Here is a 25,467-nt window from a genome sequence, read left to right on the forward strand (position 1 = left end):
ACCCGGGACACATGTCGAAACCGTTGCGCACAGCAGGCGTTGTCGTGGGGATGTACGCGCTGCTCGTCCTGGGGATCCGGTTCGCGGGGGGAGGCGTCGGCTGGGGGCCGGCCCTGCTGATCGCTCTCGTGCTGACACCACTGGCGCTGTGGCTGACCTGGCTGCGCCGCCGCATGAGCGAGCGGGCGCGGGAGTGGGGGCAGCGCAGGTTCCGCCCCTGGCCCGAGGAGCGGCACCGCTGAGCCACCCGTGCCTCCACGCCCCCTTGCCCTGCGCGGCTCTGATCCCGTATCGAACCCCGCCGGCCGGAGCGGCCGGGCCCGCCTCGACCTGTAGCCGGGCGCCCCGGCCGCACGCGTGCCGGTGCCCGTGTCACGCGTGCTCGGCGCGGGCGGCGGTGCCCACGGCCCGGTGGACGGCGCGGGCCACGCGCGCGCCCCACAGGGAGCGGGGTCCGGCGAAGGCGTGGACCTCGGCGTCGGCGCGCGGGGAGCGGGCGGCCACGCACACGGCGTCCGTGGGGGTGCCGGAACAGTCGTAGCCGGCCGCGAGCAGCGCCTGCACCTTGGCTTCGGTGGCGGTGGCCACGGCGTTGACCAGGGCCGCGTCGGTCAGGGCCGCCGGCACCGCGACGATGATGTTGACCGTGCCGGGTCGGGGCGCCGCGGCCGTGCCCTCCGCCGGGGAGGCGGCCCAGCCGCGTACGCCGAGGCCCGCGGTGGCGACCGCCTCCACGCCGCCGTCGCAGGCATGACCGTACGCCCGGACATCGGCGGCGGTCATCAGCCCGACCCCCGGCCCCCGGGTGCCGGAGGCGCGGGCCAGTTCGGCGAGGTGGCGGTCCGGGTCGGTGCGCCGGTAGCCGTGGGACACCTGGGCGTTGAGCACCCAGGACCGTTCCCCGATCCCTCCGCCGAGCACGGCGCTGCTGATCATCCGCCAGCCGTCGCCGGCCCGCCACAGCAGGCTGTGCAGCCACGTGCCGTCCTCGGCGCGGGTGTGCCGCCGCACGTGCAGCAACCCGGTGGCGGGGCGGGGCGACGGCAGGGCGGCGGGCATCGGACTCCTTGCGGGGCGGGACCGGTAGATCGTACGCCGCGCCGTCCGGCCCGGTCCCGGTGCGCGGCCATGCACGGGGTGGTTCCTTTTGTCCGGGTTCGTCGGTGCGGTGCGGGGAACTCCGCACAGTGCCACGCAGGCCGGGGCAGGAAGGACCGAGCGCGTATGACGGTGCAGCGCGACGACCGCGGCGAGAGCCGGGACCTGGAGATCAACCCGATCTTCAGCCGGGAACCCGTCCGCGTGCCCCGGTACGCGATGCCGGAGGCGGGAATGGAACCGGACACCGCCTACCAGGTGGTCCACGACGAGCTGATGCTCGACGGCAACGCCCGGCAGAACCTGGCGACGTTCGTCTCCACCTGGGCCGAGCCCCACGCCCGGCGCCTGATGGCGGAGTGCGCCGACAAGAACATGATCGACAAGGACGAGTATCCGCAGACCGCGGAACTCGAGACCCGGTGCGTGCACATGCTCGCCCGGCTCTGGCACGCCGAGGACCCGCGCCGGGCCATGGGCTGCTCGACCACCGGATCGAGCGAGGCGGCGATGCTGGGCGGCCTGGCACTGAAGCGGCGCTGGCAGCACAAGCGGCGCGCCGAGGGCAAGCCCACCGGCCGGCCCAACCTGGTGATGGGCATCAATGTGCAGATCTGCTGGGAGAAGTTCGCCGACTACTTCGAGGTCGAACCGCGCTACGTCCCGATGGAGGGCGACCGCTACCACCTCACGCCGGACACGGCGGTCGGGCTGTGCGACGAGAACACCATCGGTGTCGTCGCCGTGCTCGGCTCCACCTTCGACGGCAGCTACGAGCCCGTCGCCGATATCGCCGCCGCCCTGGACGACCTGGAGAGCCGTACCGGCCTGGACATCCCCGTCCATGTCGACGGCGCGTCCGGGGGAATGATCGCCCCCTTCCTCGACCCCGCACTCACCTGGGACTTCCGGCTGCCGCGGGTCGCCTCCATCAACACCTCCGGCCACAAGTACGGCCTGGTCATGCCCGGCGTCGGGTGGGCACTGTGGCGCGATGGGGAGGCCCTGCCCGACGACCTCGTCTTCCACGTCAACTACCTCGGCGGCGACATGCCGACCTTCGCGCTCAACTTCTCCCGGCCCGGCGCCCAGGTCGTCGCCCAGTACTACAACTTCCTGCGCCTCGGCTTCGACGGCTACCGGCGGGTCCAGCGGACCTGCCGGGACGTCGCCACCGGGCTGGCCGCCGAGATCGCCCGGCTCGGCCCGTTCGAGCTGATCACCGACGGCAGCGAGCTTCCCGTCCTCGCCTTCCGGGTCCGCGACGGGACCGACGCCTTCAGCGTCTTCGACGTCTCCGCGGCGTTGCGCGAACGCGGCTGGCTGGTGCCCGCCTACACCTTCCCCGAGCACCGCACGGACCTGGCCGTCCTGCGCATCGTGGTCCGCAACGGATTCAGCCACGACCTGGCCGACCTGCTCCTGGAGGACCTGCGGCGCGCCCTGCCCCGCCTGCGCGTGCAGCACGAGCCGCACCGCGACGCCGACGACGCGGGCGGTTTCGCCCACGGCGCGGAGACCAAGAACCCGCGCCGCCCCGGCCGCCACTGACCACGCGCCACCGCCGGACACCCCACGCACCACCGCCGGACACCCGGCCGGCCGCCCGGCGAGCGAGGAGAGACACCATGTGCCGCCTGTTCGGCCTCAGCAGCGCGCCGCAGCGCACCCGTGCGACGTTCTGGCTGCTGGACGCCCCCGACAGCCTCAGCCGGCAGAGCCGGCGCGACCCCGACGGCACGGGGCTGGGTCACTACGCGGCGGACGGCAGCCCGCGCGTGGACAAGGCACCGATCGCCGCCTACGAAGACCGCGCCTTCGCCGAGGAGGCCCGCCGGGCGGAGTCGGCGACCTTCGTCGCCCATGTGCGCTACGCCTCCACCGGCAGCCTGGACGCCCGCAACACGCATCCCTTCGCGCAGGACGGCCGGCTGTTCGCGCACAACGGCGTCATCGAGGGGCTGGACCGGCTCGACGGCCACCTGGGGGAGGACCGGTCGCTGGTCGGGGGCGACACGGACTCCGAGCGCTTCTTCGCCCTGATCACCCGCGAGACCCGGGAGAACGGCGGCGACCTGGCCGCCGGCATCCGGCACGCCGCCCGGTGGATCGCCGGGCACCTGCCCGTCTACGCGCTCAATCTCGTCCTCGTCACCCCAGGCGGACTGTGGGCGCTGCGCTACCCGGACACCCACGAGCTGTACGTCCTGGAGCGTCCGGCGGGCGGCCGGCACGGCACCCGCCACCTGGACCACAGCGGCGGCCACGGCCGGATGCGGGTCCGTTCCTCGTCCCTGGCCGGTCATCCGGCCGTGATCGTCGCCAGCGAACGCATGGACGAGCATCCCGGCTGGCGCCTGATGGAACCGGGGGAACTGCTCCACGCCGGACCCGGCCCGCACACCACCCGTGAGGTGATCCTGCCGGAGCCCCCGGCACACCGGCTGACCCTGGCGGATCTGCGGCCCGACGCCGCGGCCTCCCAGCAGGCGCCGTGACCCCGCACAACCCGGCCGCCGGGATGCGGGCGGCTGTTCCGTACGCTGGCCGTATGCGTATGCGCCCCACCCTGAGCTGGACGCCCACCGAGGACCCCCTGCCGGGCAGTACGGACCTGGAACCGGTCGTCCAGGCGCTGAGGACCGGTGGTGTGCTGGTGCTCAGCGGGGCGGGCATCTCCACGGAGTCGGGCATTCCCGACTACCGGGGCGAGGGCGGGAGCCTGAGCCGGCACACCCCGATGACCTACCAGGAATTCACCGCGAGCGCGCGGGCCCGGCGCCGGTACTGGGCGCGCAGCCACCTGGGCTGGCGCACGTTCGGCCGCGCCGAGCCGAACGCCGGGCACCGGGCGGTGGCGGCGTTCGGGCGGCACGGCCTGCTCTCGGGGGTGATCACCCAGAACGTCGACGGCCTGCACCAGGCCGCCGGCAGCGGGGACGTCGTGGAACTCCACGGAAGTCTGGACCGGGTCGTCTGCCTCGCCTGCGGTGACCGCAGTGCGCGCCGGGAACTCGCCCGGCGGCTGGCGGAGGCCAACCCGGGGTTCGCGCCGGTGGCCGCCGGCATCAACCCGGACGGCGACGCCGATCTCACCGACGAACAGGTGGGGGATTTCCGTGTGCTGCCCTGCGCGGTCTGCGGCGGCGTCCTCAAACCGGACGTGGTGTTCTTCGGCGAGGCGGTGCCGCCGCGGCGGGTGGAGCACTGTCGCGAACTGGTCCGCGAGGCGACCTCGGTGCTGGTCCTCGGTTCCTCGCTGACGGTGATGTCCGGGCTCCGGTTCGTCCGCCAGGCCGCCGGGGAGGGGAAACCGGTGCTGATCGTGAACAGGGACGCGACCCGGGGAGACCGGCATGCGGTCACCCGGGTCGCGCTTCCGCTGGGGACATCCCTCACCGCCGTGGCCGGCCGGCTGGGCCTTCCGGCCGACGGCTGGGGGGCGGCCCGCTTGGGGCCGTGACCCCCGTCGTCCGTCATGGACCGGCATGCGGTCGGCCTCGCCGGTCAGGCGTGCCGGTGGGAGTGGCGGCTGCTGCCGGTGACGAGGCGGTAGAGGGCGAGCAGGATGACGGAGCCGACGATGGCGGCTATCCACGTGGACAGCTCGAAGAACCCGTCGACGGAATCGACGCCGAAGATCACCTTGCCGAGCCAGCCGCCGAGCAGGCCGCCGGCCACACCGATGAGCATGGTGACGATGATGCCGCCGGGGTCCTTGCCCGGCATGAGGGCCTTGGCGATGGCACCGGCCAGCAGGCCGAGGATGATCCACGCGATGATGCCCATGGTGGGGGTCTCCGTTCCGTCGTTTCGTCGGACAATGCTTGTTGCTCATCGTGTGTACCGTCTGCGCTCGTACAAACGTCCTCTTTACGTCCGAGGTGCCGGCCGGGTGCACCACTCCTCGATGAGGGACCGTGCCCTCTCCCGGGTCGCGGCCCGCTCGAAGCGGTCCGTTCGCCAGGTCACCGAGCGGATGCCGCCGCGGTCGCGGTAGGCCCGCATGATGCGTACGTGGTCGGGGCGGGCGACGAAGCCGCGCAGTCCTTCCTCGTCGCGCCAGACCGAGACCGACCCGGAGCACGGGTGCAGCAGGCCCGGGCCGCTCCACAGCCACAGCCCGACCGCACCCTCGGTGGCGCCCCAGCCGCGGCGCAGGGTGAAGCCGGTCAGATAGACACCCACGGAGGTCCAGGGGCGGTGCGGGGTGAAGGCGGTGACACTCACGACTGCCGCCCCCTCTGCCTCTCCGTCCGGGCCGGGCTTCCACGGGGCGAACCTGATCGGTACCGGCATGGCGTACTCACTCCTCGGGAACCAATAAAACTGAACGGTCGTGCGTGCAACTTATCAGCCTCCCGTTGTCCTGCCTGACAAGAAAGCGAACGAACGTCCGCACATGCTTATACTGAGGGTGATCGGCGCGGGAAGTCCCGTCCGGGAAGTGGGGTGCACATGGGCGTGGCAGGGACGCAGGCCGACGGCCGGATCGCGCGCGGGAACGAGACCCGCCGGCTGATTCTCCGGCGGGCCGTGGAGATCGCCTCGGTGGAGGGGCTGGAGACCCTGTCCATGGGGCGGCTCGCCAGTGAACTCGGCCTCAGCAAGAGCGGTGTGTTCGCCCTGTTCGGCTCCAAGGAGGACCTTCAGCTCGCGACCGTCCGCGCGGCCGTCACCGTGTACCTGGAACACGTGGTCCAGCCCGCCCTGGACCTGCCGGCCGGCATCGGCCGCCTGTGGCGCCTGTGCACGGGCTGGCTCGCCTACTCCCGCGAGCGGGTCTTCCCCGGCGGCTGCTTCTTCTACTCGGCCTCCGCCGAGTACGACGCCCGCGAGGGCAAGGTCCACGACGCGCTCGCCGCGGCCCGCGCCAACTGGTTCTCCCACCTGGAGCAGACCGCGCGGGAAGCCCAGCGGGCGGGGGAACTCGCGCAGGACACCGACGTGCCGCAACTGGTCTTCGAACTCGCGGCCTTCCTGGAACTGGCCAACGCCGAATCCGTCCTGCACGACGACTTCACGTGCTACGACAAGGCGGCCAAGGCCGTCCTCAACCGCCTGCGCTCCGGGGCCACGGATCCCTCACTGCTGCCGGCCGCCGGTCCCGCCGGGCTCCACTGACCCACGGAGGCGGGACGGGCGGCGCCGGCAGCGGCGGGCGGGCTCGCTCAGGCCCGTTCGGCCTTGTTCAGCGCCTTGCTGATGAGACGGGTGGCGAACTCACGGTCGTCGGTGAGCTGGTTGATGTGTTCGGCGAGCAGGAACGCGGTGGCCTCCAGGGGGTTCATCTCCTCCTTGGTCCACTTGCCGTACTGCTTGCGCCACAGGCTGGGGCTCAGGCCCATGCCCGCCGCGACGACCAGGCCGGCCATGGTGGGGATGGCCTCCGGGCGGATGCTCTTGGGCATCATGCGCATCGAGGCCACCAGGCTCGGCACCACGTACTCGACGACGTCCTTGTCGTGGTCCTCGTACGCCATCCGCAACCAGGTCATGAACATGTAGATGATCGTGCACGCGCCGTCCACCAGGTCGTGGATTCCCTTCGGGCCCAAGGACGCGGTGAACTGGTCGATCAACTGCTGCTGCTCGGGGTCGACCTCGGTCGTGCCGTCGTAGATGGCCTTGAGCCGGGAGTCGATCACCATGAGCGCTCCGCTCACATCGCCGGCCGGGGCGTACCGGGGGTCGCAGACCGATGTCACAGGGGTCCCTCCTTAGGTGACCGCGGTACACGGCGCGGCCTACGCGTACCGTAGACGGCCGATCACACAGCGTCTGCCGAATGGTGCGCAAGGACCCGATGGGGGTGCCCGAGGGGCCGGACGTCCTCACCCGATCGGGTGAGGTGCCGGTTCACAGCAGGTCTTCCCGCCGTATCGGCAGCCTGCGCGGGCGCCGCCCCGTGGCGTGGTGGACCGCGTTGCCGAGGGCCGCGGCCACGCCGACGAAGGCGACCTCGCCCAGTCCCTTGACGCCCGGCGCGTTCAGCCGGAAGTCGGGCTCGTCGATGAACTCGACGTCGACGCGCCCGATGTCGGCGTTGACCGGGACGACGTACTCGGCGAGATCGGTGTGCACGAACCCCCCGAAGACGGGATCGGGTTCGTTGCCCTCCCGCAGTGCCGCGCCGACCCCCCACACCACGCCGCCGCGCACCTGGCCGGCCGCGGTCACCGGACTGGCCACCCGGCCGCAGTCCACGACGCTCACCACCCGGGGCACCCGGACCCGCCCGGTGGCCGTATCCACCCGGACCTCGGCGAAGTGGGCGACGAAGCTGAAGGCGGAGAACTCCGGATACCCGGGCCCGGCCGGCGCCGACGCCCCGGCGCGCATCCGGTCGTCGGCCTCGGCCGCCTGCCCAGGCCCCCGGGTGCCGGCCTCGGCCGTCACCACGGGTCCGCCCGTCGCCGCGACCGCCGCCGCCAGGTCCACCGGGCCCGTCTCCGGCGCCCCGAGGCGGCCGCGCAGCGCCCGCACCGCCGCGTGCACGGCCGTCAGCGCCGTGGCGGTGCCCCAGGACCCGGCGGTCAGGTGCTGCGGGACCCCGCGGGTGTCGCCGAGCACCGTGCGGACCCGGTCCGCCGGCACGCCTAGGCCGTCGGCCGCGGCGAGCGTCACCGCCGTGCGCAGGCCCTGCCCCATCTCGTGGCCGGTGACGTCCACCGTGAGGTGTCCGCTCGCGTGCGCCGTCAGCCGGGCGACGGCCGGTGCCATCGAGGCCCGGTACGCGCCGGCCGCCACCCCCCAGCCGACGAGGGACCCGTCGGCCGCCCGCATCGACCCCGGCCGCGGCGAGCGGGCCGCCCAGCCGAACCGTGCCGCGCCCCGCCGCAGGCACGCGGCGAGGTGCCGGGAGGAGAAGGGCCGCCCCGTCACGGGATCGGTCGCCGTGTCGTTCGCCAGGCGCAGGGCGACCGGGTCACGGCCGGTGGCGCAGGCGACCTCGTCCACGGCCGTCTCCAGCGCGAACACCGCGACATGCTCGAACGGAGCGCGCATGAAACCGGGTGTCTGCACATCCGTCCGCGTCAGCCACTGGACCCCCGAGAAGTGCCGGACGCCGTACAGCCGCGAGGTGACGGTGAGGAAGTCCGCGGGGAACAGGTCGTGCCGGGAGGTCTGCTGGCGGGCCTCGTGGAGGACGGCCGTCAGCCGCCCGGAGCGGTCGGCGCCCACCCGCATCCGGTGCCGGCTCGCCGGGCGGAACGTGGTCGCGTGGAACGTCTGGGACCGGGACATGACGAACTTGACCGGCCGGCCCAGGCGGCGGGCGGCCACCGCCAGCGGCGCCAGGTGCGACGGGAGCCAGGTCTTCTGCCCGAAACTTCCCCCCACCTGGTGGGAGACCACGTCGATCCGGGACGGGTCGATGCCCAGCTGGCGGGCCAGGCCGTGCCGCACGGCGCCGGTGTTCTGGGTGCTCTCGTGCACGATCAGCCGGTCGCCGTGCCACTCGGCCACGGCGGCCGGCAGCTCCATCGGGACATGGTGCTGGGGCGCGAAGTCGAACACCGCGTCGACCCGGACCGGGCTGCGGGCGAAGACCGCCTCCGCGTCGCCCGTCGAGACGTCCGCGAACCGGGGTCCCGCCAGCGCCCGGGCCTGCGCCACCGTCTCGGCGCCCTCGGCGTCGAGGGTCACCGCCACGGGCCGCGCCGCGTACACCGCGCGGACGAGACCGGCGGCCTGGGCCGCGGCGAGCGGGGTGTCCGCCACCACGAGGGCGAGGGGCTGGCCGCGGTAGGCCACCCGGTCGTCCAGCAGCGGCTGGAAGCTCTGGAACCCGTACCCCCCGTCGGCGGCCGGATAGCCGGGGGAGCGCACCTCGTCGCCGTCCAGCCGGGTCAGCACCAGCCGTACACCGGGCACGGCGCGGGCGGCCGAGGTGTCGATCCCGAGAACCCGGCCCCGCCCGGCCGTCGCGGTGGCCAGCGCGGCGTGCAGCAGGCCGGGCCGGGTGAGGTCGGCGGTGTAACGGGTCCGCCCGGTCACCTTGTCGTACGCGTCGACGCGTCCCCGGGACTCCGGCGGGCCGGTCACCGGGTCCACCGGCCGCGGGCGACGCGCAGGGCCTCGGCGACCGTGCGCACCCCCAGTTCGGTCTTGAAGCCGTTGTGCGCCCCGGCGCGCGCCCCGGTCAGCGCGATCTCGCCCGCGCGCCGGGCCGACGCTCCGGTCAGGGGGCCGCCGAGCAGCGAGCGTTCGGCGGCCGGCACCCGCCAGGGCCGGGTGGCGAGTCCGCCGAGCGCGATCCGGCAGTCCACGACGGTGCCGCGGCCGTCGAGTTCCACGGCCACCGCGGCGGAGGCGAGCGCGAAGGCGAACGACTCGCGGTCCCGGACCTTGTGGAAGGCGGAGCCGCGCCCGGCCGCGGCGACGGGGACGCGGATCCGGACGATCAGTTCGTCCCTGGCCAGCGTGTGCTCGTGCCCGGGTGTGTCCCCCGGTGCCCGGTGCAGGGCGGACAGGGCGATGGTCCGCGCACCCGAGGGGCCCAGCAGGTCCAGCCGGGCGTCGAAGGCGAGCAGCGCGACGGCCCAGTCACCGGGGTAGGCGGCCGTGCAGGACGCGCTCGTGCCCAGCACCGCCTGGCCCCGGTCCGGTCCGTGCCGGGCGGCGCACCCGCTGCCCGGCACGCGTTTGCCGCACGGGTACGGCGGGCCGGCGCGGAAGTACGGGCAGCGGGTCCGCTGCAGCAGGTTGCCGCCCAGGGTGGCCATGTTGCGGAGCTGCGGCGAGGCGGCCTTGGCCAGGGACTCGGCCAGGGCCGGGTGGTCCCGCAGCAGCACCGGGTCCTCGGCGACGTCGGCCATCCGGGCGCCGGCTCCGAACACCAACTCGTCCGGGCCCGAGGTGTCGAACCCGGCCAGCTCGGGCAGCCGCCGGATGTCGACCAGCGCGCGGGGCCGCTCGACGCCCAGCCTCATCAGGTCGTACAGGCTGGTGCCGCCGGCCAGGACCCGCGTGCCGGGGCCGCCCCGGGCCAGCGCCTCCACGGCGTCCGCGAGGGTGGCGGGGGCCGTGTACGCGAACTCACGCATCCGCCCCGCCCCCGAGGCGGGCGGCGGCCTCGCGGACCGCGGCCACGATCTGCGGATACGCCCCGCACCGGCACAGATTGCCGCTCATGTGCTCCCGGATCTCCTCGTCGCAACCGGCGTGCCCCTCGGCCAGGCAGGCGACCGCCGACATGATCTGTCCCGGTGTGCAGTAGCCGCACTGGAGGGCGTCGTGGTCGATGAACGCCTGTTGCACCGGGTGCGGTGTGCCGTCCGGCGCGGCCAGGCCCTCGACCGTCGTCACCTCGGCGCCCTGGGCCTGTACCGCCGGCATCAGACAGGCGAGGATCCGCCGGCCGTCCAGATGGACCGTGCAGGCGCCGCACTGGCCGTGGTCGCAGCCCCTCTTGGCACCGGTCAGGCCCAGCCGTTCGCGCAGCACGTCCAGCAGCGACTCGCGCGGATCCACGACGCACCGGACCGGTGCCGCGTTCACCGTGAAGACGACGCCGGCCCCCGCCACCGGCGTGCCCCGCTCCTCCGCCCGGGGTGTCATGACGCCAGCGCCCCGACCAGGGCGGTGGCGATGCGGGCGAGGATCTCCCGCGACGTGGCGAAGTTCAGGCGTACGAACCCCCGGCCCGCCGCGCCGAAGAACGCCCCGTCGCTCAGCCGGAGGCGGGCCTCGCGCAGCAGGAAGCCGGCCGGATCGGCCAGGCCGGTGAAGGAGCAGTCCAGCCACGCCAGATAGGTCGCCTCCGGCATCGCGTAGCGCACCTGGGGCAGCCGGTCGCCCAGCACCCGGGCCAGGAAGCGCCGGTTGCCGTCCAGGTAGCGGACCGCCTCGCGGCGCCACGGGTCGCCGTCGCGGTACGCCGCGATGCTCGCCGCGATGCCCAGGGTGCTCGCCCCGTGCCGGGAGTGGAACGGCAGGGCACGCCACCGCCGTACGTCACGGTCGCTGCCCAGCACGGCCTGCGCGCACTTCAGCCCGGCGATGTTCCAGCCCTTGGCGGCGGAGACCAGGGTGAGGGTGTGGCCGGCCGCCTCCGGTGAGACGGAGGCGTACGGCACGTGGGCGTGCCCGGGGTAGGTGAGCGGGGCGTGGATCTCGTCGGCGACGACCCGGGCGCCGTGCGCGGCCACGCAGCGGCTGAGCGCGCGGAGTTCGGACCGGGTGAACACCCTGCCCAGCGGGTTGTGCGGGTTGCACAGCAGCACGGTCCCCGCCCCGGCGGCCAGCGCGGCGCCGATCGCGTCGATGTCCAGCGCCGGCCGCGCGCCGTCGGGGACCAGCGGCACCTCGACGGCGCGCCGGCCCTGCGCCGCCACGACCTCCAGGAAGGGCGGATAGGCCGGAGTGGGAACCACCACGGCGCTGTCCGGGCGGCTGTACGCGCCGATGCCGAGGCCGACCCCGGTCAGCACGTCGGGGATGAGGAAGACGCGCTCGGCCGGTACCGTCCAGCCGAACGAACGGGCCAGCCAGTCGGCGCAGGCCTCCGGCAGCCCGGTGCGGATGTCGCGCAGCGGGTAGCCGGTCTCGCCGCGCTCCACCGCCTCGTGCACGGCCCTGCGTACGACGGGGGCCACGGGGAAGTCCATCTCGGCGACCCAGGCGCCCAGCACCTCCCCGCCGTGCCGCCCCCATTTGAGCGTCCGGCGCGCCACCAGCGCCTCGATGGCGATGTCGTCGAACCCGGGCGCCGCGGCCTGTTCCGCCGCCGGCGGAGCGAGCCGTGTGCCGTCCGGTGCCTCCGCTTCCACAGGGCCTCCGCGTCAGTGGCAGAACAGCCTCAGTCCGGTGCGGACCAGGGCGATGGAGTGTTCCTCGCAGGCCGCCGCGACCTCCTTGCCGCGCGCCGACCCGCCGCCCTCGACGATGCAGCGCACCCCGTGCCCGGCCGCGACGTCCACGTTGTCCCGGAAGGGCAGATAGGCGTCGGAGACCAGGGTGCACGGCGGGTGCCCGGCCAGCCAGGCGCCGCGCTCGGCGGGGTCCAGGGGCTCGGCGGGCAGTCCGGGGATCCGCCCGGCGGCAGCGGACGGGGTGCCCGGTGCCGCCTCGATCAGCCGCATCACGCTGTTCACCCGGTCCTGGATCGGCATCGTGCCGGGGAACCGGGCCCCGGCGAGCCGCGGGTGGCGCCGCAGCCGCCAGCGGTCGGCCTTCTGTCCGGCCAGCCGTACACAGTCCACCCGTGACTGCTGGCCCGCCCCGATGCCGATCGTCCGCCCGTCGTGGACACAGGCCACCGCGTTGGACTGCGTGTACCGCACGGCGACCAACCCGAGCACGGCGTCCCGCAGTTGCCGTTCGGTCGGCGCGGTGCCACCCTCGGCGCACCCGGCCAGTGTGCCGGGGCCGATCACCAGCGGGTCGGCGTCCTGCGTGATCCGGATCCCGAACACGTCCCTGACCTGCCGGGCGGGCGGCTCGTGGGCGGGGTCCACGCGCAGCACGAGGAAGGCGCCCCGCTTCTTCCGCGACAGCACCTCCAGCACACCCGGCTCGTAGTCCGGCGCGATGACGCCGTCCGACACCACCCGGGCCAGCAGGGAGGCGGTGTCCCGGTCGACGGGGTGCGACAGGGCGACCAGGTCGCCGTAGGAGGAGCGGGGGTCGCAGTCCCGGGCCCGGGCGTAGGCCGAGGCCAGGCCGGACAGCTCCGTGTCCAGCCGGAAGGTGGACCGGGCGACCGGGTCGACCTCGCCGGCGACGGCCACACCGGCGGGGGAGACGTGCTTCATGGACGCGGCCGCGGGCAGGCCGAGCGCACGGCTCGCCTCCCGCACCAACTGCCAGCCCTGCAAGGCGTCCAGCAGGTTCACGACGGAGGGCGTGCCGCACAGGACGGACAGGGGAAGGGGACCGCCGTCGGACGACCGGGCCTCCGCGTCGCGCTGCTGGGGGTTGAGGCCGTACTTCAGACGCAGCCGCGCCGGGTCACCGACCATTGCCGCCTCTCCGGAAAGCAATACCGACGCCGGTCGCGCGGCGTCTACCGACGTGAGCCGCGCGGGAATCCGGCATACCGGCCTGCGGATCCGCCCGGTTCCTTTTCCGCCGGGCGGTATCCCCCCGGCCGTGTCCGCGTTCCAGGAAACCGGGCTCTCGCGGCAGCCGTCAACCCCGCCCGCCGGACGGGTATTTCAGCGGGGTGATCGAAATGCGGGATGATCGAAATGCGGGGGTGATCGAAATGCGGCGGCGGCCGTATTTCCGTGCCGACGGACCGCCGGACGATCCGTACCGGCCACAGGGTGCGGAATTCGGATGACCGTTGTCCGTTGTCCGTTGCCCGTTGCCCGTTGTTCGTTGTCCGGATCTTTTCGGTCGGGAAATCCGCGGCGCCCGTCCCCACGTCAAGTCGCCCCCGGCGGGCCACCCGAATGGTGCCTTGCCGCCCGGCAGCACCCCGGATAGGCTCCAAGTTCCGTGTATCCCCGATCGATCCAGGTGACCGGCCCGTGAAGAGCGACGCGGACGACGCTGTCCGGACCGGGCGGCCGGAGGCCGCCGAGTCCCCCGGGACCCCGGCGTACTGGCCGCGGTTCGCGCTGCTCTACGGCTGCGGGATGCTGGCGGCCACCGGGCTCGGGAAGATCGCCCCGATCGCAGTGGACCTGCGCGCCGCGCTCACCCTCTCCCTCGACCAGGTCTCGCTGGTGACCTCCTCCATCACGGCGGTCGCCGCCGTGCTCGGGCTGCCGGTCGGCTATCTCGTCGCGCGCACGGCGCCCCGCCGGGCCCTGCCGGCCGGCTGCGTCGTGATGGCGGCGGCGGGGCTGCTGGAGGCACGGGCCGGCGACTTCTGGCCGCTGCTGGGCGCGCGCCTGGTGGAAGGGGTCGGGTACGTCGCCGTCGTCGTGGCCGCCCCCGCGCTCATCATCGCCATGGGCGGCGGCCCGCGGCGGATCACCGCGCTCGCCGTGTGGGGCACGTACTTCCCGGTGGGCCTGGCGCTGGGCCTGTTCCTCGGCGGGGTGCTGTCGGCGTTCCTCGGCTGGCGCACCTGGCTGGTCGTCCAGGCGTGCGCCCTGCTCGTCGCCGGGGCCGCCACCGTCCTCGCGCTCGGCCGGCGGACCACGGCCGCAGCCGGGCCGGCACCGGCCGAAGCCGCGCCGGTGCCCACCCGGCGCACGGCGCGCCGCCTGCTGCGGCCCTTCCTGCTGTCCCTGGGCTTCGCCACCGCCAGCGGCACCATCGTCGCGGTGGTGTCCCTGTTCCCCACCTATCTGCACGAGATGCTGCACGTGCCCACGTCCGCCGCCGGCACCCTGACCGGGGCGGTGTCGCTGACCGGCACCGTCGGCGGGTTCCTCAGCGGCTGGCTGCTGCGCCGGGGGGTGCCGGTGCGCCGGCTGTTCACCGGCGCCCTGCTGATGCCGCTGGGCACGGCCGTCGCCTTCCTGCACGGCGGCGGAACCGGCCTCGCCGCCGCCGGCGCGGTCCTCGTCGCCCTGGCCAACGAACTCGTCGTCGCGGCGGCCTTCGCGATGATCCCCGCCGTCGTCGCGGACCCCTCCGACATCGACCTCGCCAACGGTCTCCTCGCCCAGGTCGGCAGCCTCGGCTCGCTGCTCGGCCCCCCGCTCGTCAGCTTCGCGGTGCTGGCGGCCGACGGCTGGTGGGCCGTGGCGCCCACCGTGCTCGCCGCCTGCCTCCCCGGCACGCTCCTGCTGCGCGCCTCGGTGCGGCGCGCGGCCGTATGAGCCCGGAACCGGCCGGAGACACACCCCGTTCGACAGACGGAAAAAGCCCGGCGCGGACGGGCGGCACGCGACTGAACGATATGAGCCAAAAAAAACGATCAATCGGATTCCGTATCGGCCCGAGCCCGGCCTGACCCTAGACTGACTGCACCAGGCAACCGGTGATCCTCTTTCACCCGGGCCCGGTTCTCATCGCGTTCGCACCGCCCGACACACGTGCGCGAGGGTCCCTTGTACGCGGGCCCGGCTTCTTCACATCCGATCACGCGGTTTCCGCGGTTCGACGAGCGACGGATGGTACGACCGAGTCCTCGGAGGTAACCGGCAGGTGGCAGGGAATCGGGAATCCGGGCAGACAGCGGAACTACGGCAGGAGATACGGGACTGGCTCCGCGAGAACTGGAGCGAGGAACGCGCGATCGGCGACTGGTGGCGCATGCTCGCCGAGGCCGGATACGCCTTTCCCACCTGGCCCGCCGGAATGGGCGGCCGCGGCCTCGGCCGCCGGGAGGCCCGGGCGATATCCGAGGAGATCGCGCACGCCGGGGCGATCGGCCCGCCCGGCGGCGTCGGACAGATGGTGGGCGGCCCGGTCCTGCTCGAACACGGCACGCCCGAACAGCAACGCCGCTGGGTCCCCGCCCTGGCCGCCGGGACGGAGTCCTGGTGCCAGCTGTTCAGCGAGCCCGGCGCCGGATCGGACCTGGCCGCCCTGCAGCTGCGCGCCCGCCGCGACGGCGACCGCTGGATCCTGAACGGCCAGAAGGTGTGGTCCCGCGAGGCCGAGGACGCCGACCGCGGCCTCGCCCTGGCCCGCACGGACCCCTCCGTCCCCAAACGCAAGGGCATCACCTTCTTCGTCGTCGACCTGGACCAGCCCGGCGTCGAGGTCCGGCCGATCCGGCAGATGAACGGCCGCGCCACCTTCAACGAGGTCTTCCTCACCGACGTGGTGGTGCCCGCCGGGCGCGTCATCGGCGCCGTCGGCCAGGGCTGGCCGCTGGCCGTGGCCAGCCTGGCCCACGAACGCGAGGAAGTGGGCGGCGGCGGCGTGCTCCGCCCCGCGCGGATCGCCCGGCCCGGCCGGCGGGCCGGCCTGCTGCACCGCCCCATCGCCGAACTCGCCGAGGAACACCGCCGGGCGGAACGGGCCGCCGGCGTCCGCCGCGGAGTGCGCACCCCCGAGGCGCTGATCGCCCTCGCCCGCGAACTGGGCCGGTCCGAGGACCCCGTGGTCCGCCAGCGGCTCGCCGCCCTGTACACGACCGCGCGGACCAACCGCCTGCGCAACCAGCGGGCCCGCGCCGCGCGCCGCCCCGGGCCCGAGGCGTCCCTCGGCAAACTCGCCGGCTCCGCCACCGGACGGCAGGCCCGCGACACCGCCCTGTCCCTGCTGGGCGCCGAAGGGATGCTGACGGGCCCGGAGACCACCGGCGACGGCGCCTTCCAGCAGATGGCCCTGTCCGTGCAGTCGCTGTCCATCGCGGGCGGCACCGACGAGATCCAGCGCAACCTCCTCGGGGAGCGCGTGCTCGGACTGCCCCGGGAACCGGAGGCCGACCGTGACGTGCCCTTCCGCGAGCTGCGGGTGGGGACGCAGCGCGAGTAGCCCGACGACCGCAGCGACCGACCGAAGGGGCAGGCGTGGACCCGAACGGTTACTGGAACCCCCGGCACGAGACCCTGCCGAGACCGCACCTCGAAGAACTCCAGCTCACCCGGCTGCGCGCCGCGGTGGCCCGCGCCCGGGCCGCCCCGGGACCGCAGGGCAGGCTGCTGCGCGAGGCCGGCGTCCGCCCGGAGGACCTCACCCGCCTGGACGACGTCCGGCGGATCCCGTTCTTCACCCGCGACGCCTGGATGGACGCCCAGCAGGCCGCCCCTCCCTACGGCGGTCTCACGGCCGCGCCGCCCGACGCCGCGGTGCGCCGCCATCTCACCTCCGGGACGAGCGGCAAGCAGCCCCTGCGGGTCCTCGACGGACCCGAGGACTGGGAGTGGATCTCCGAGATGTGGTGCTACGCCTTCTGGGGCTTCGGCGTCCGGCCTCGGGACCGGGTGTTCCTCGCCTTCGGCTACGGCAGCTTCATCGGCTTCTGGGGCGCCCACTACGCCTGCGAGAAGATCGGCTGCCTCACCCTGCCCGGTGGCAACATGACCACCGAGACCCGGCTGCGCCAGATCCTGGACGACGAGGCGACGGTGGTGTGCTCGACGCCGACCTACGCCCTGCGGCTCGCCCAGGAGGCCCGGCGGCTCGGCATCGACCTGGCCGCGGGCCCGGTCGGCCGGGTCCTGCTGTCCGGGGAGCCCGCCGGGTCGATCCCGGCGACCAAGCGCCTCATCGAGAGCGAGTGGGGCGCCCGCACGGCGGACACCGCGGGCATGACCGAACTCGGCACCGTCTTCATGTTCGAGTGCGAGAACCGGCCCGGCGGCGGCCACATCATCGAGGACAACTTCCTCGAAGAGGTGGTCGACCCGGTCACCGGGGAGCCCGTGCCGTACGGACGGCAGGGGGAGCGCGTCGTGACCTCGTTCGGCCGCGGCTTCCTCCCGCTGCTCCGCTACCGCACCCGCGACCTCGTGGTGCGGGCCCCCGCCGGCCGGTGCGGCTGCGGGCGCACCTGGGACCTGTACGACGGCGGCATCCGGGGCCGCGTGGACGACATGCTGCTGGTGCGCGGCACCAACGTCTACCCCCGCGCGATCGAGGCGGTCGTACGGGAACACCCGGAGATCGACGAGTTCCAGATCCACCTGTACACCCGCGACGGCATCCGCGAGGAGATCGACGTCCTGATCGAGGTCCCCGGCCACCGGGGAACCGACGGGAACCTGGCCGCACGGCTCGCGAAATCCCTCGGTGCCGCCGCCGGCGGGCTGCGCGTCGGCGTCCGCGAGGTCGCCGCGGGATCGCTGCCCCGCTTCGAGCTGAAGGCCCGCCGGGTCCGGGACGAACGGATCGTCATCGGCGGCGGCGACACGAGGGAGGCGACCGGGTGAGGAATCGTCCCGGCACCGGGATCAGCGGCCCCGAGCAGGACGTGGTCGTCGTCTACGAGAAGCTGCGCCGCCTCCTGGAGGAGCATCCCGGCGAGCTGCCGCCGTATCTGGAGCGCAACGTGGTCAAGGCGCTGGCGTGTCTGTGGCAGGTCATGCACGGCCTCGGCATGGAACCCCGGCCCCTGCGCCATGCCGGCCGCTGAACCCGGCCCCGCCGGGGCCGACGGCCGCCGGACCGGGACACCGGCCGGCGGTCCGGGCACGGGCCCCGCGGCCCCGGCCGCAGCGCGGTCCGTCGAGGGCGAGGGCGGCGAACTCGCGGTCGCCGCCCTGCGCGCACACGGCGTGGACACCCTGTTCACCCTGTCGGGCGGCCACATCTTCTCCGTCCTGCACGCCGCCGCCCGCGCGGGCCTGCGCATCGTCGACGTCCGCCACGAACAGACCGCCGTGTTCGCCGCGGAAGGCTACGCCCGGCTCGGCCGCCGCCCCGGGGTGGCCCTGCTCACCGCCGGACCGGGCGTCACCAACGGCATCAGCGCGCTGGCCACCGCCCAGGCCAACGGCGCGCCCGTCGTGGTGCTGGCCGGGCGGGCCGCGCACAAGCGCTGGGGCTCCGGCGCTCTCCAGGAGTTCGACCACATCCCCCTGGTCGCACCGGTGACCAAGGACGCCCGGACCGTCACCCGCACCGACGCCATCCCCGGCGCACTGCGCGCGCTCACCGCGACCGCGGCCACCCCGCACCGCGGCCCGGTGTTCCTCGACGTCCCCCTCGACGTGCTGCACCGCCGGGCGCGCGCCACCGTGTGCCCGCCGCTTCCGGCCGCGCCGCCCGACCCCGACCCCGACGAGATCGCCCGGGCCGCCGAACTCCTGGCCACCGCCCGCCGCCCCGTCCTCGTGGCGGGCGGCGACGTCTGGTCCGGCGGGGCCTGGGAGGCGCTGCGCCACTGCGCCGAGTCGCTGCGCGTGCCGACGTTCGCCAACGGTCAGGGCCGGGGCTGTCTGCCCGCCCGGCACGAGCTGGCGTTCAGCCGGTCCCGCGACGCGCTGAAGGAGGCCGACGTCGTCGTGGTGGCCGGCACGCCCCTGGACTTCCGGCTCTCCTTCGGCCGCTTCGGCGACGCACGCGTGGTCCACGCCGTGGACCACCCCGCGCTGCGGGCCACGCACGTGCCCACGGCCGCCGCCCCGGCCGGTGACCTCGGGCGGATCCTCGACGGCATGGCCGCCCGGTCCGGGCCCCGGGCGGACCACGAGGAGTGGATACGGCGGCTGCGCGCGCGGGAGCGGGCCCTGCGCGCGGCCGAACGGCCGGAACGGGAACACGCCGGCACGCCGATCCACCCGGCCCGCGTCCTCGGCGAACTGATCGCCCAGCTCGACCACGACGCCGTCGTCATCGGCGACGGCGGTGACTTCGTGTCGTACGCGGGCCGGCTGCTGGACTCCCACCTGCCGGGCCGCTGGCTCGATCCCGGCCCGTTCGGCTGCCTCGGCAACGGCATCGGCTACGCGATCGCCGCCCGGCTGCTGCACCCTGACCGGCAGGTGGTGCTCCTCCTCGGCGACGGCGCCTTCGGCTTCTCGGCGGGCGACGTCGACACGCTCGTGAGGCACCGGCTCCCGGTGGTGATGATCGTCGGCAACAACGGCGCCTGGGGGCTGGAGAAGCACCCCATGCGCGCGCTCTACGGCGCGGACGTCGCGGCGGACCTGCGGCCGGGCAGCCGCTACGACCAGGTGGTCCAGGCGCTCGGCGGGGCGGGCGAGACCGTCACCGACCCGTGCCGGATCGCCCCGGCGCTGCGCCGGGCCTTCGCGGCGGGCGAACCGTACCTCGTCAACGTACTCACCGACCCCGAGGTGGCCTACCGGCGCTCGGCGAAACTGGGGTGACTGGCATGACGACAGCGGACCACGGCCGACTGCGCTTCGGCGTCCTGCAGTTCTTCTCCTGGCCCGGGCGCCGGACACCGCCCGAGACCGTCTACCACCGCGCGCTGGAACGGATCGACCTCATGGAGCGGTCCGGGGCCTACGACGCGGTGTGGCTCGCCGAACACCACTTCACCACCTACTCCGTCTCCCCGTCGGTGAGCATGATGGGCACGATGGTCGCCGCCCGCACCCAGCGGCTGCGCATCGGCACCGCCGTCTCGCTGGCCGCGATGCACCACCCGCTGCGGCTCGCGGAGGAGATCGCGCTGCTGGACGTGCTGTCCGGCGGACGGGTCGACTGGGGCGCCGGCCGCGGCAACGACCCCACCGAGTTCCGGGTGTTCGGCCTCGACCTCGAGCGCAGCTACGCGCTGTTCCGGGAGAACGTGGAGGTCGTCCTCGGCGCGTGGCGGCAGGAACGCCTCACCCACCGGGGCCGGTTCCACACCTTCGAGGACATCGAGGTGCTGCCCAAGCCGCTGCAACGGCCGCACCCGCCGGTGTGGATGGCCGCCTCCTCGCCCCAGGCGGTCGCCTGGGCCGCCTCCGCCGGCTTCTCGATCCTGATGGACCCGCACTCCAGCCACGCGGACATCGGCGTCAAGTACCGGGCCTACCGGCAGGGCCTGGCCGACGCCGGCCACCCCGTCGACGGCCGGGTCATCCCCATGGCACGGCTGATCGCGGTCGCCCCGACCGACGAGGAGGCCCGCCAGGTCGCGCTGCGCGGCGCGCGCTGGTCCCTCGGCGCGCTGAGCGACCCGGCCCGGCGCGACTACTCCCGCGGCATCCGGCCGGCCGGGACGAGCGGGCCGGGACACGACCCCCGGGACCGGGCCGAGCGGTACGCGGACGACGTCGTGATCCACGGCAGCCCCGCCCGGGTCGCCGAACGGATCAGGGCGCTTCAGGAGGAGATCGGTCTGCACTACCTGCTGTGCGCCCCCCTGAGCCACGCCTCTTTCCTGCTGCTGACCCGGGAGGTCATTCCGAAACTGCTGTAATGGGAAGCGCCCGAGACTTTTCCGACGAAGCGGCCGGGAGGTCCTCTTGGAAATCGATCACTGTCTTCTCCCCGACGGGGACGACGCGTTACGGAAAAACGACACCCGCTGCGCGCGGGTGATCGGGAAATTCCCCGGACCGTACCCGACGGGGGAGCGCTTCTGATGGCGCCCGCGAGTCTGGTCGCACTCGGGGACGCCCTGGCCGACCTGGTGGTCGCCGTCCGGCCGGAGATGTGCGCCCGGCTCGGCGCGGAACCGGGCGCCGCGGACTTCCTGGAGTTCGACGCGCTGGCGGAGGTCGTCGCCGGACTGGAGCGGGACGGCGCGCGGGTCGTGGTCTCGGCCGGTGGCAGCGCCGCCAACACCTGCGTCGCCTTCGTGGCCGACGGCGGCCGGGCGGCGCTCGCCACGGCGTCCATGGACGACCCCCTCGCCCGGGCCGTCCGGGACGACCTGGCCGGACGCGGGGTGACGGTGCCGGTCCGCACGCCCGGCCGGGGCCGCACCGGGCGCTGCCTGGTGCTGCTGCTCCCCGACGGCGAGCGGGCCTTCCTCATCTGGCAGGGCGAGCGGTGGCGGCTGCGGATGCTGCCGGACGCGGTGGAGGCGTGCCTGGCCGACGCCGGCCCCTGCCACGGGATGCTGGTCGAGGGGTACCTGCTGGCCTCCGAGGACGGCCGCGCGGCGGCCCGCGACGCCCTGCGGCGCGCCGTCGCGCTCGGCGCCCTGCGCATCCTCGCGCTCTCCGACCCGGCGCTCGTGCGCACCCGCCGCCGGCGCTTCGCCGAACTGCTGGCCGCCGGGGTCGACGTCGTCCTCGGCAACGAGGCGGAGGCCACCGCGCTCACCGGCACCGACGACGCCGAGGCGGCGGCCGCGGTGCTCGCCCGGCACGGCGTGCTCGGCGTCGTCACCCTGGGCGCCCGCGGCGCGCTCGTCCACGGGCCGGGCGGCCGGCACCGCGTCGCCGCGCCCGGCTCCCCGGTGACCAGCGCGGTCGGCGCCGGCGACGCGTTCGCCGGCGGCTTCCTCAACGGCCTGCTGTCGGACCTGAGTCCCCCCGAGTGCCTCGCGCTCGGCGTGGCCAGGGCCCGGGCCGTCCTCACCGTACGGCAGGCGCGGGCGCCCGTGCCCGTCCGAAGACCCTGAACGCACCCGAGTCGTCCGGCCACGGTTTCCCCGGCGGGAAATACGGAGAACGGTGCGGCGATTTCCCCTGCCGTAATTCAGCGGAAAACAGGCGGGGTTGGCAGTCCGTCCCCGGTGTGATACTCCTTCAGTCGGGCGGAATACGGTTTCGCGAGAGGGGTCGTTTTTCATGACGCTTACCGTGCGCACCGAAGGTGTCGGCCCGTCCGCCGTCTTCGCGCTGCCCTGGCTGGTCGCCGACGAACTCGGTTATTTCGCCGAGGAAAACGTCACCGTGGAATTCATCCGCAACCGCGCGGAGCAGAGGCTGACCGAACCGGTGGCGGACCACGAACTGGTCGACTCGATCCGCAACCACGTGCCCTTCGAGGAGGGGCAGGTCGACCTGTACCGCGCCTGCGAGTGGGGGCAGATCCGGCGCGCCCACGACAGCCGCCGGGGAGCGCGGATCATCGGGAAGCGCTCGTCGGTCGCCGTGATGGCCCTCATGGCGGCGCCCGGCTCGGCGTACCTCTACCCCCAGACCCTGGCGAACGCCCCCGTGGCGGTCAGCTTCCACAACGGCAACCACTACGCGGCCATCCAGATGCTGGAGGGCTTCCTGGAGGCCGACGAGATCAAGACGGTGGGGTACCACACCATCGACGGCTACCGCGCCGTCCAGTCCGGCGAGGCCGCGGCCGTCGCCCTGTCGGAACCGTGGATCACCCTGGCCGAGAAGCAGGGCTTCCAGAAGGTCATCGAGACCCACTACGCGGGACTGGAGCTGGTGGCGCCGGACTTCGACCGCGCCGTCTACGCCGCCTGCAACCGGGCGGTCGTCCGGGCGGTGGCCGCGCTCGGCCGGGACAAGCGCCCCTACCTGCACTACCTGATCGACTCGCTGCCCGAGGAGTTCGCGGGCCGCATCACCCCGGACGACTTCCACCTGCCGCGGCTGCGCTACGTACCCCCGGAGCCGTACACGCGACTGGAGTTCGAGAGGGCCTACGCCTGGATGCGGCGCTGGGGCCTGATCGAGCCGGGCGCCCGGTACGAGGACCTGGTGGTCGAGGACGCGCAGACGGACGCGGTCCGCTGAGGGACACCGACGAGACTGGGGAGACGCCATGTCCGAGGCCCTGTCGCAGGAATGGGGCGTGCGCGTCCGCACCGGATGCCGCGTCAGCTTCACGCTGATCGACCTGAACGGCGAGACCGGCCGCCGCAACGGCATGGCGTCCATGGCGCTGCGCTCGCCGGGCCTGGAGGCCGTCGTCCTGCCGCACCACGAGAACGCGGTCGAGGCGGACGAGAACGGCTCGGCCCACCGGGAGGCCGTCGGCGCCCTGCTGGACCGGCTCAGGGAGGCATGGGGCGGCCCGCCGGCGAAGGTGGTGATCCGTAAGGGGCTCCCCCCGCACACGGGCTTCGGCTCCGGCACCACCACGGCCGTGGCCGTGGGCCGCGCCTACGCCCAGTTCGCCGGGCTCTCGGTCGGCACCGCGGAGATCGCCCGGGCCGCCGGCCGGGCCGGCACCTCGGGCGCCAGCCCCAACCTCATAGAAAGAGGCGGCTTCCTGGTCGACGGCGGCCATCTCAACCCCGGCGACTTCGCGGAGGACCCGAAGCGCTACCTGGTCCCGACCCGGTTCGCGGGCGGCGGGAAACGGCCCCCCGTGCTGATCTCGGCGCCCTTCCCCACCTGGCCGGTCCTGGTGATCATCCCCGACGGGCACCAGATGCACGGCGAGACCGAACGGCAGTTCTTCGCCCGGACCCTGCCCATCCCGGCCGAGGAGGCCCGGCGCACCGCCCACGCGGTCCTGATGAACCTGGCCACCTCGGTCCTCGAGGCCGACTACCCGTCCTTCTGCCGCGCGGTGAACTTCCTGACGTACGAGAGCCACTTCAAGCAGAAGCAGATCGACATGCAGTCCTCCCAGGTCAAGTACCTGCTGGAGGAGGCGCGCCGGGGTCAGGAGATCGACGCCGTCGCGATGAGCTCCGAGGGACCGATGTGCTACGCCTTCACCCGGCGCCCGCGGGCCGCCGTCCGGTGGCTGTCCGAGCTGCGGGACTCGGGCATCGTCCGCGCGTTCTGGTTCAGCGGCGCCCGCAACGTCCCCGCCGACGTCGACTGGATCCCGGTGCTCGACGACGACGGCCGCACCACCGTCGCCTGATCCGGCAGGAACGCGCACGCGAGGAGGCAGTAGTGCCGAAGAGGTTCTCCACCAAGGATCTCGACGTCCGGCGGGAGCCGGCCGGCGGACGCAGCGGAGTGGGCAGCTTCCGGTTCACCGACGACTACTCGGTCTTCCACTACGGCAAGATGCCCGACTCCGTCCCCGGCAAGGGCGAGGCCTGCTGCCGCATCGCGGCGTTCAACTTCCGCCTGCTGGCCGAGGCGGGCGTGCCCAGCCACTTCCGCGCCTTCCACCCGCCCGACCGGCTGGAGTTCGACCTGCTGAGGGTCATCGACCCACGGGAGCGGGCGCTCGGACCGGCGGACGTCAACCATCTCGTGCCGCTCCAGGTCATCTTCCGCGCCATGCTCCCCGAGGGCTCCTCGGTACTGCGCCGGCTGAGGCTGGGCCGGCTCGAACCGGCCGACATCGGCCTGGCCGGGCTCCCCGCCCCGGGCACCGTACTGGAGCGCCCGGTCATCGAGTACACCACCAAGCTGGAGGAGATCGACCGCTTCGTGGGCCGGGACGAGGCGGCGGCCATCGGCGGACTGGACGCGGAGCAGCAGGCCGAACTGGAGGACCGCACCCGGCTGGTGGCCGACGTGGTCGGCGAACACGCCCGGCGCGTCGGGCTGGTGCTCGCCGACGGCAAGGTCGAGTACGGCCGGGACGCGCGCGGCCGGCTGATCCTGGTCGACCACGCGGGCACCCCCGACGAGGCCCGGCTGCTGCTGGACGGCGCCCACGCAGACAAGCAGGTGCTGCGCGACCACTACGCGGCCGGCGGACTGCAGTCCCGCGTGGAGGAGTGGGTCCGCGAGGGCCGCCCCCGCTCGGCCTGGCCCGCCCCCGACCCCCTGCCGCGCGAGGTGGTGGAAGTGGTCGGCGAGATGTACCGGTCGCTGTGCGAGCTGTGGACCGGCACCCGGATCTGGGGCGCCGAGGATCTGGACCGGGTCCTGGCCCGGCTGGCGTCCCTCGCCCCCGGCGCCCGCTGTACCGAGCCCGGGACGGGTGCGGCATGGACCTGATCACCGGGACCGGGAACGGGACACCGCCACCGGCCCGGCCGACGCCGCTCCCGCGCGGCGGCCGGGCCGTTGGGGCGGAGGGCGTACGGCGGCTGGGACCGGCCGGCACCGGTCGCCCCGCCTGCGTGTCCGGCCCTGGGACCGCCGCGCGTGCGGGCCGGTGCCACGGGTGCACTGTCCCGCCGGGCCGGGCGCCCTTCCCGGTGCCCGCGACGCCGCTCCCGCGCGGCGGCCGGGCCGCTGGGGCGGAGGGCGTACGGCGGCTGGGACCGGCCGGCACCGGTCGCCCCGCCTGCGTGTCCGGCCCTGGGACCGCCGCGCGTGCGGGCCGGTGCCC

24 protein-coding genes are annotated in these 25,467 nt (G+C 74.2%); 15 read left to right on the plus strand and 9 right to left on the minus strand.

Going from position 1 to position 25,467, the window contains the following annotated elements:
* Nucleotides 1–11: 11 nt before the first annotated feature.
* Entirely contained in the window at nucleotides 12–242 is a 231-nt protein-coding gene (locus tag AB0E62_RS23505; RefSeq protein WP_362197027.1) for a hypothetical protein, read from the plus strand.
* A 130-nt stretch (nucleotides 243–372) separates the two neighbouring features.
* Here the strand turns inward: AB0E62_RS23505 and AB0E62_RS23510 are convergent, their stop codons facing one another.
* Entirely contained in the window at nucleotides 373–1,059 is a 687-nt protein-coding gene (locus tag AB0E62_RS23510; RefSeq protein ID WP_362197030.1) for an adenosylcobinamide amidohydrolase, read from the minus strand.
* A gap of 165 nt (nucleotides 1,060–1,224) precedes the next feature.
* On the opposite strand from AB0E62_RS23510, the gene AB0E62_RS23515 reads away from it, so the two are divergent.
* The 3 genes from AB0E62_RS23515 to AB0E62_RS23525 all read left to right on the plus strand — a co-directional run bounded on the left by AB0E62_RS23515 (nucleotide 1,225) and on the right by AB0E62_RS23525 (nucleotide 4,561).
* Entirely contained in the window at nucleotides 1,225–2,649 is a 1,425-nt protein-coding gene (locus AB0E62_RS23515) for a glutamate decarboxylase (protein WP_362197033.1), read from the plus strand.
* Between the two features lie 77 nt (nucleotides 2,650–2,726).
* A complete protein-coding gene (locus tag AB0E62_RS23520) occupies nucleotides 2,727–3,596 on the plus strand; it encodes a class II glutamine amidotransferase (protein ID WP_362197036.1) in 870 nt (289 codons plus the stop codon).
* 53 nt (nucleotides 3,597–3,649) lie between these two features.
* A complete protein-coding gene (locus tag AB0E62_RS23525; RefSeq protein ID WP_362197039.1) occupies nucleotides 3,650–4,561 on the plus strand; it encodes an NAD-dependent protein deacetylase in 912 nt (303 codons plus the stop codon).
* Nucleotides 4,562–4,605: 44 nt separating this feature from the next.
* On the opposite strand, the gene AB0E62_RS23530 is transcribed toward AB0E62_RS23525, so the two are convergent.
* Nucleotides 4,606–4,887, minus strand: a complete 282-nt coding sequence (locus AB0E62_RS23530) for a GlsB/YeaQ/YmgE family stress response membrane protein (protein WP_362197042.1) — start codon at nucleotides 4,885–4,887, stop codon at nucleotides 4,606–4,608.
* Nucleotides 4,888–4,971: 84 nt separating this feature from the next.
* Complete coding sequence (locus AB0E62_RS23535) at nucleotides 4,972–5,328, minus strand: hypothetical protein (protein WP_362197045.1); 357 nt, start codon at nucleotides 5,326–5,328, stop codon at nucleotides 4,972–4,974.
* A gap of 234 nt (nucleotides 5,329–5,562) precedes the next feature.
* Here AB0E62_RS23535 and AB0E62_RS23540 point away from each other — a divergent pair, with 234 nt between their 5' ends.
* On the plus strand, nucleotides 5,563–6,222 hold the full coding sequence (locus AB0E62_RS23540) for a TetR/AcrR family transcriptional regulator (protein WP_362197048.1): 660 nt from the start codon (nucleotides 5,563–5,565) through the stop codon (nucleotides 6,220–6,222).
* A 47-nt stretch (nucleotides 6,223–6,269) separates the two neighbouring features.
* Here the strand turns inward: AB0E62_RS23540 and AB0E62_RS23545 are convergent, their stop codons facing one another.
* The 6 genes from AB0E62_RS23545 to AB0E62_RS23570 form a co-directional block, all read right to left on the minus strand.
* Nucleotides 6,270–6,806, minus strand: a complete 537-nt coding sequence (locus AB0E62_RS23545) for a hypothetical protein (RefSeq protein WP_362197051.1) — start codon at nucleotides 6,804–6,806, stop codon at nucleotides 6,270–6,272.
* A gap of 151 nt (nucleotides 6,807–6,957) precedes the next feature.
* Complete coding sequence (locus AB0E62_RS23550) at nucleotides 6,958–9,147, minus strand: xanthine dehydrogenase family protein molybdopterin-binding subunit (RefSeq protein WP_362197054.1); 2,190 nt, start codon at nucleotides 9,145–9,147, stop codon at nucleotides 6,958–6,960.
* Nucleotides 9,144–10,148 carry a xanthine dehydrogenase family protein subunit M gene (locus AB0E62_RS23555; RefSeq protein WP_362197057.1) on the minus strand — a complete coding sequence of 335 codons (1,005 nt, stop codon included), beginning with the start codon at nucleotides 10,146–10,148 and terminating at the stop codon, nucleotides 9,144–9,146. The genes AB0E62_RS23550 and AB0E62_RS23555 overlap by 4 nt, the downstream gene beginning before the upstream one ends.
* Nucleotides 10,141–10,662 carry a (2Fe-2S)-binding protein gene (locus AB0E62_RS23560; RefSeq protein WP_362197060.1) on the minus strand — a complete coding sequence of 174 codons (522 nt, stop codon included), beginning with the start codon at nucleotides 10,660–10,662 and terminating at the stop codon, nucleotides 10,141–10,143. Before AB0E62_RS23560 ends, AB0E62_RS23555 begins: the two co-directional genes overlap by 8 nt.
* On the minus strand, nucleotides 10,659–11,873 hold the full coding sequence (locus AB0E62_RS23565; protein ID WP_362197063.1) for an aminotransferase class I/II-fold pyridoxal phosphate-dependent enzyme: 1,215 nt from the start codon (nucleotides 11,871–11,873) through the stop codon (nucleotides 10,659–10,661). Before AB0E62_RS23565 ends, AB0E62_RS23560 begins: the two co-directional genes overlap by 4 nt.
* Before the next feature lie 12 nt (nucleotides 11,874–11,885).
* Complete coding sequence (locus AB0E62_RS23570; RefSeq protein WP_362197066.1) at nucleotides 11,886–13,064, minus strand: phosphoribosylaminoimidazolecarboxamide formyltransferase; 1,179 nt, start codon at nucleotides 13,062–13,064, stop codon at nucleotides 11,886–11,888.
* 513 nt (nucleotides 13,065–13,577) lie between these two features.
* Between AB0E62_RS23570 and AB0E62_RS23575 the strand changes: the two genes are divergently transcribed.
* From AB0E62_RS23575 to AB0E62_RS23620, 10 genes are all read left to right on the plus strand, one after another.
* Nucleotides 13,578–14,822 (plus strand): MFS transporter, encoded by a 1,245-nt coding sequence (locus AB0E62_RS23575; protein ID WP_362197069.1) that lies wholly within the window; start codon nucleotides 13,578–13,580, stop codon nucleotides 14,820–14,822.
* Between the two features lie 328 nt (nucleotides 14,823–15,150).
* Nucleotides 15,151–16,431: an acyl-CoA dehydrogenase family protein gene (locus AB0E62_RS23580; protein ID WP_362197072.1), complete on the plus strand. Its 1,281-nt coding sequence runs from the start codon at nucleotides 15,151–15,153 to the stop codon at nucleotides 16,429–16,431.
* 35 nt (nucleotides 16,432–16,466) lie between these two features.
* Complete coding sequence (locus AB0E62_RS23585) at nucleotides 16,467–17,828, plus strand: phenylacetate--CoA ligase family protein (RefSeq protein ID WP_362197075.1); 1,362 nt, start codon at nucleotides 16,467–16,469, stop codon at nucleotides 17,826–17,828.
* Nucleotides 17,825–18,031, plus strand: coding sequence for a hypothetical protein (locus AB0E62_RS23590; protein ID WP_362197078.1), 207 nt, complete (start codon nucleotides 17,825–17,827; stop codon nucleotides 18,029–18,031). The genes AB0E62_RS23585 and AB0E62_RS23590 overlap by 4 nt, the downstream gene beginning before the upstream one ends.
* A complete protein-coding gene (locus AB0E62_RS23595) occupies nucleotides 18,018–19,730 on the plus strand; it encodes an acetolactate synthase (RefSeq protein WP_362197081.1) in 1,713 nt (570 codons plus the stop codon). Before AB0E62_RS23590 ends, AB0E62_RS23595 begins: the two co-directional genes overlap by 14 nt.
* A 5-nt stretch (nucleotides 19,731–19,735) precedes the next feature.
* Nucleotides 19,736–20,776 (plus strand): LLM class flavin-dependent oxidoreductase, encoded by a 1,041-nt coding sequence (locus tag AB0E62_RS23600; protein ID WP_362197084.1) that lies wholly within the window; start codon nucleotides 19,736–19,738, stop codon nucleotides 20,774–20,776.
* 165 nt (nucleotides 20,777–20,941) lie between these two features.
* Nucleotides 20,942–21,928, plus strand: a complete 987-nt coding sequence (locus AB0E62_RS23605; protein ID WP_362197087.1) for a PfkB family carbohydrate kinase — start codon at nucleotides 20,942–20,944, stop codon at nucleotides 21,926–21,928.
* 169 nt (nucleotides 21,929–22,097) lie between these two features.
* Nucleotides 22,098–23,009 carry an ABC transporter substrate-binding protein gene (locus AB0E62_RS23610; protein WP_362197090.1) on the plus strand — a complete coding sequence of 304 codons (912 nt, stop codon included), beginning with the start codon at nucleotides 22,098–22,100 and terminating at the stop codon, nucleotides 23,007–23,009.
* A 28-nt stretch (nucleotides 23,010–23,037) separates the two neighbouring features.
* The gene (locus AB0E62_RS23615; RefSeq protein ID WP_362197091.1) at nucleotides 23,038–24,093 is read left to right on the plus strand and encodes a beta-ribofuranosylaminobenzene 5'-phosphate synthase family protein; all 1,056 of its coding nucleotides are present in this window, start codon (nucleotides 23,038–23,040) and stop codon (nucleotides 24,091–24,093) included.
* 32 nt (nucleotides 24,094–24,125) lie between these two features.
* Complete coding sequence (locus tag AB0E62_RS23620) at nucleotides 24,126–25,130, plus strand: phosphoribosylaminoimidazolesuccinocarboxamide synthase (protein ID WP_362197093.1); 1,005 nt, start codon at nucleotides 24,126–24,128, stop codon at nucleotides 25,128–25,130.
* The last annotated feature ends 337 nt before the right edge of the window (nucleotides 25,131–25,467 follow it).

Origin of the sequence: Streptomyces sp. NPDC038707, from assembly GCF_040636485.1 — a bacterium.
In the GTDB taxonomy this organism is placed as follows: Bacteria; Actinomycetota; Actinomycetes; order Streptomycetales; family Streptomycetaceae; genus Streptomyces.

Coding starts and splice junctions, on each gene's coding strand:
- AB0E62_RS23505 (WP_362197027.1), top strand. CDS start 12: ATGTCGAAACCGTTGCGCACAGCAGGCGTTGTCGTGGGGATGTACGCG.
- AB0E62_RS23510 (WP_362197030.1), bottom strand. CDS start 1,059: ATGCCCGCCGCCCTGCCGTCGCCCCGCCCCGCCACCGGGTTGCTGCAC.
- AB0E62_RS23515 (WP_362197033.1), top strand. CDS start 1,225: ATGACGGTGCAGCGCGACGACCGCGGCGAGAGCCGGGACCTGGAGATC.
- AB0E62_RS23520 (WP_362197036.1), top strand. CDS start 2,727: ATGTGCCGCCTGTTCGGCCTCAGCAGCGCGCCGCAGCGCACCCGTGCG.
- AB0E62_RS23525 (WP_362197039.1), top strand. CDS start 3,650: ATGCGTATGCGCCCCACCCTGAGCTGGACGCCCACCGAGGACCCCCTG.
- AB0E62_RS23530 (WP_362197042.1), bottom strand. CDS start 4,887: ATGGGCATCATCGCGTGGATCATCCTCGGCCTGCTGGCCGGTGCCATC.
- AB0E62_RS23555 (WP_362197057.1), bottom strand. CDS start 10,148: ATGCGTGAGTTCGCGTACACGGCCCCCGCCACCCTCGCGGACGCCGTG.
- AB0E62_RS23560 (WP_362197060.1), bottom strand. CDS start 10,662: ATGACACCCCGGGCGGAGGAGCGGGGCACGCCGGTGGCGGGGGCCGGC.
- AB0E62_RS23570 (WP_362197066.1), bottom strand. CDS start 13,064: ATGGTCGGTGACCCGGCGCGGCTGCGTCTGAAGTACGGCCTCAACCCC.
- AB0E62_RS23595 (WP_362197081.1), top strand. CDS start 18,018: ATGCCGGCCGCTGAACCCGGCCCCGCCGGGGCCGACGGCCGCCGGACC.
- AB0E62_RS23600 (WP_362197084.1), top strand. CDS start 19,736: ATGACGACAGCGGACCACGGCCGACTGCGCTTCGGCGTCCTGCAGTTC.
- AB0E62_RS23605 (WP_362197087.1), top strand. CDS start 20,942: ATGGCGCCCGCGAGTCTGGTCGCACTCGGGGACGCCCTGGCCGACCTG.
- AB0E62_RS23610 (WP_362197090.1), top strand. CDS start 22,098: ATGACGCTTACCGTGCGCACCGAAGGTGTCGGCCCGTCCGCCGTCTTC.
- AB0E62_RS23615 (WP_362197091.1), top strand. CDS start 23,038: ATGTCCGAGGCCCTGTCGCAGGAATGGGGCGTGCGCGTCCGCACCGGA.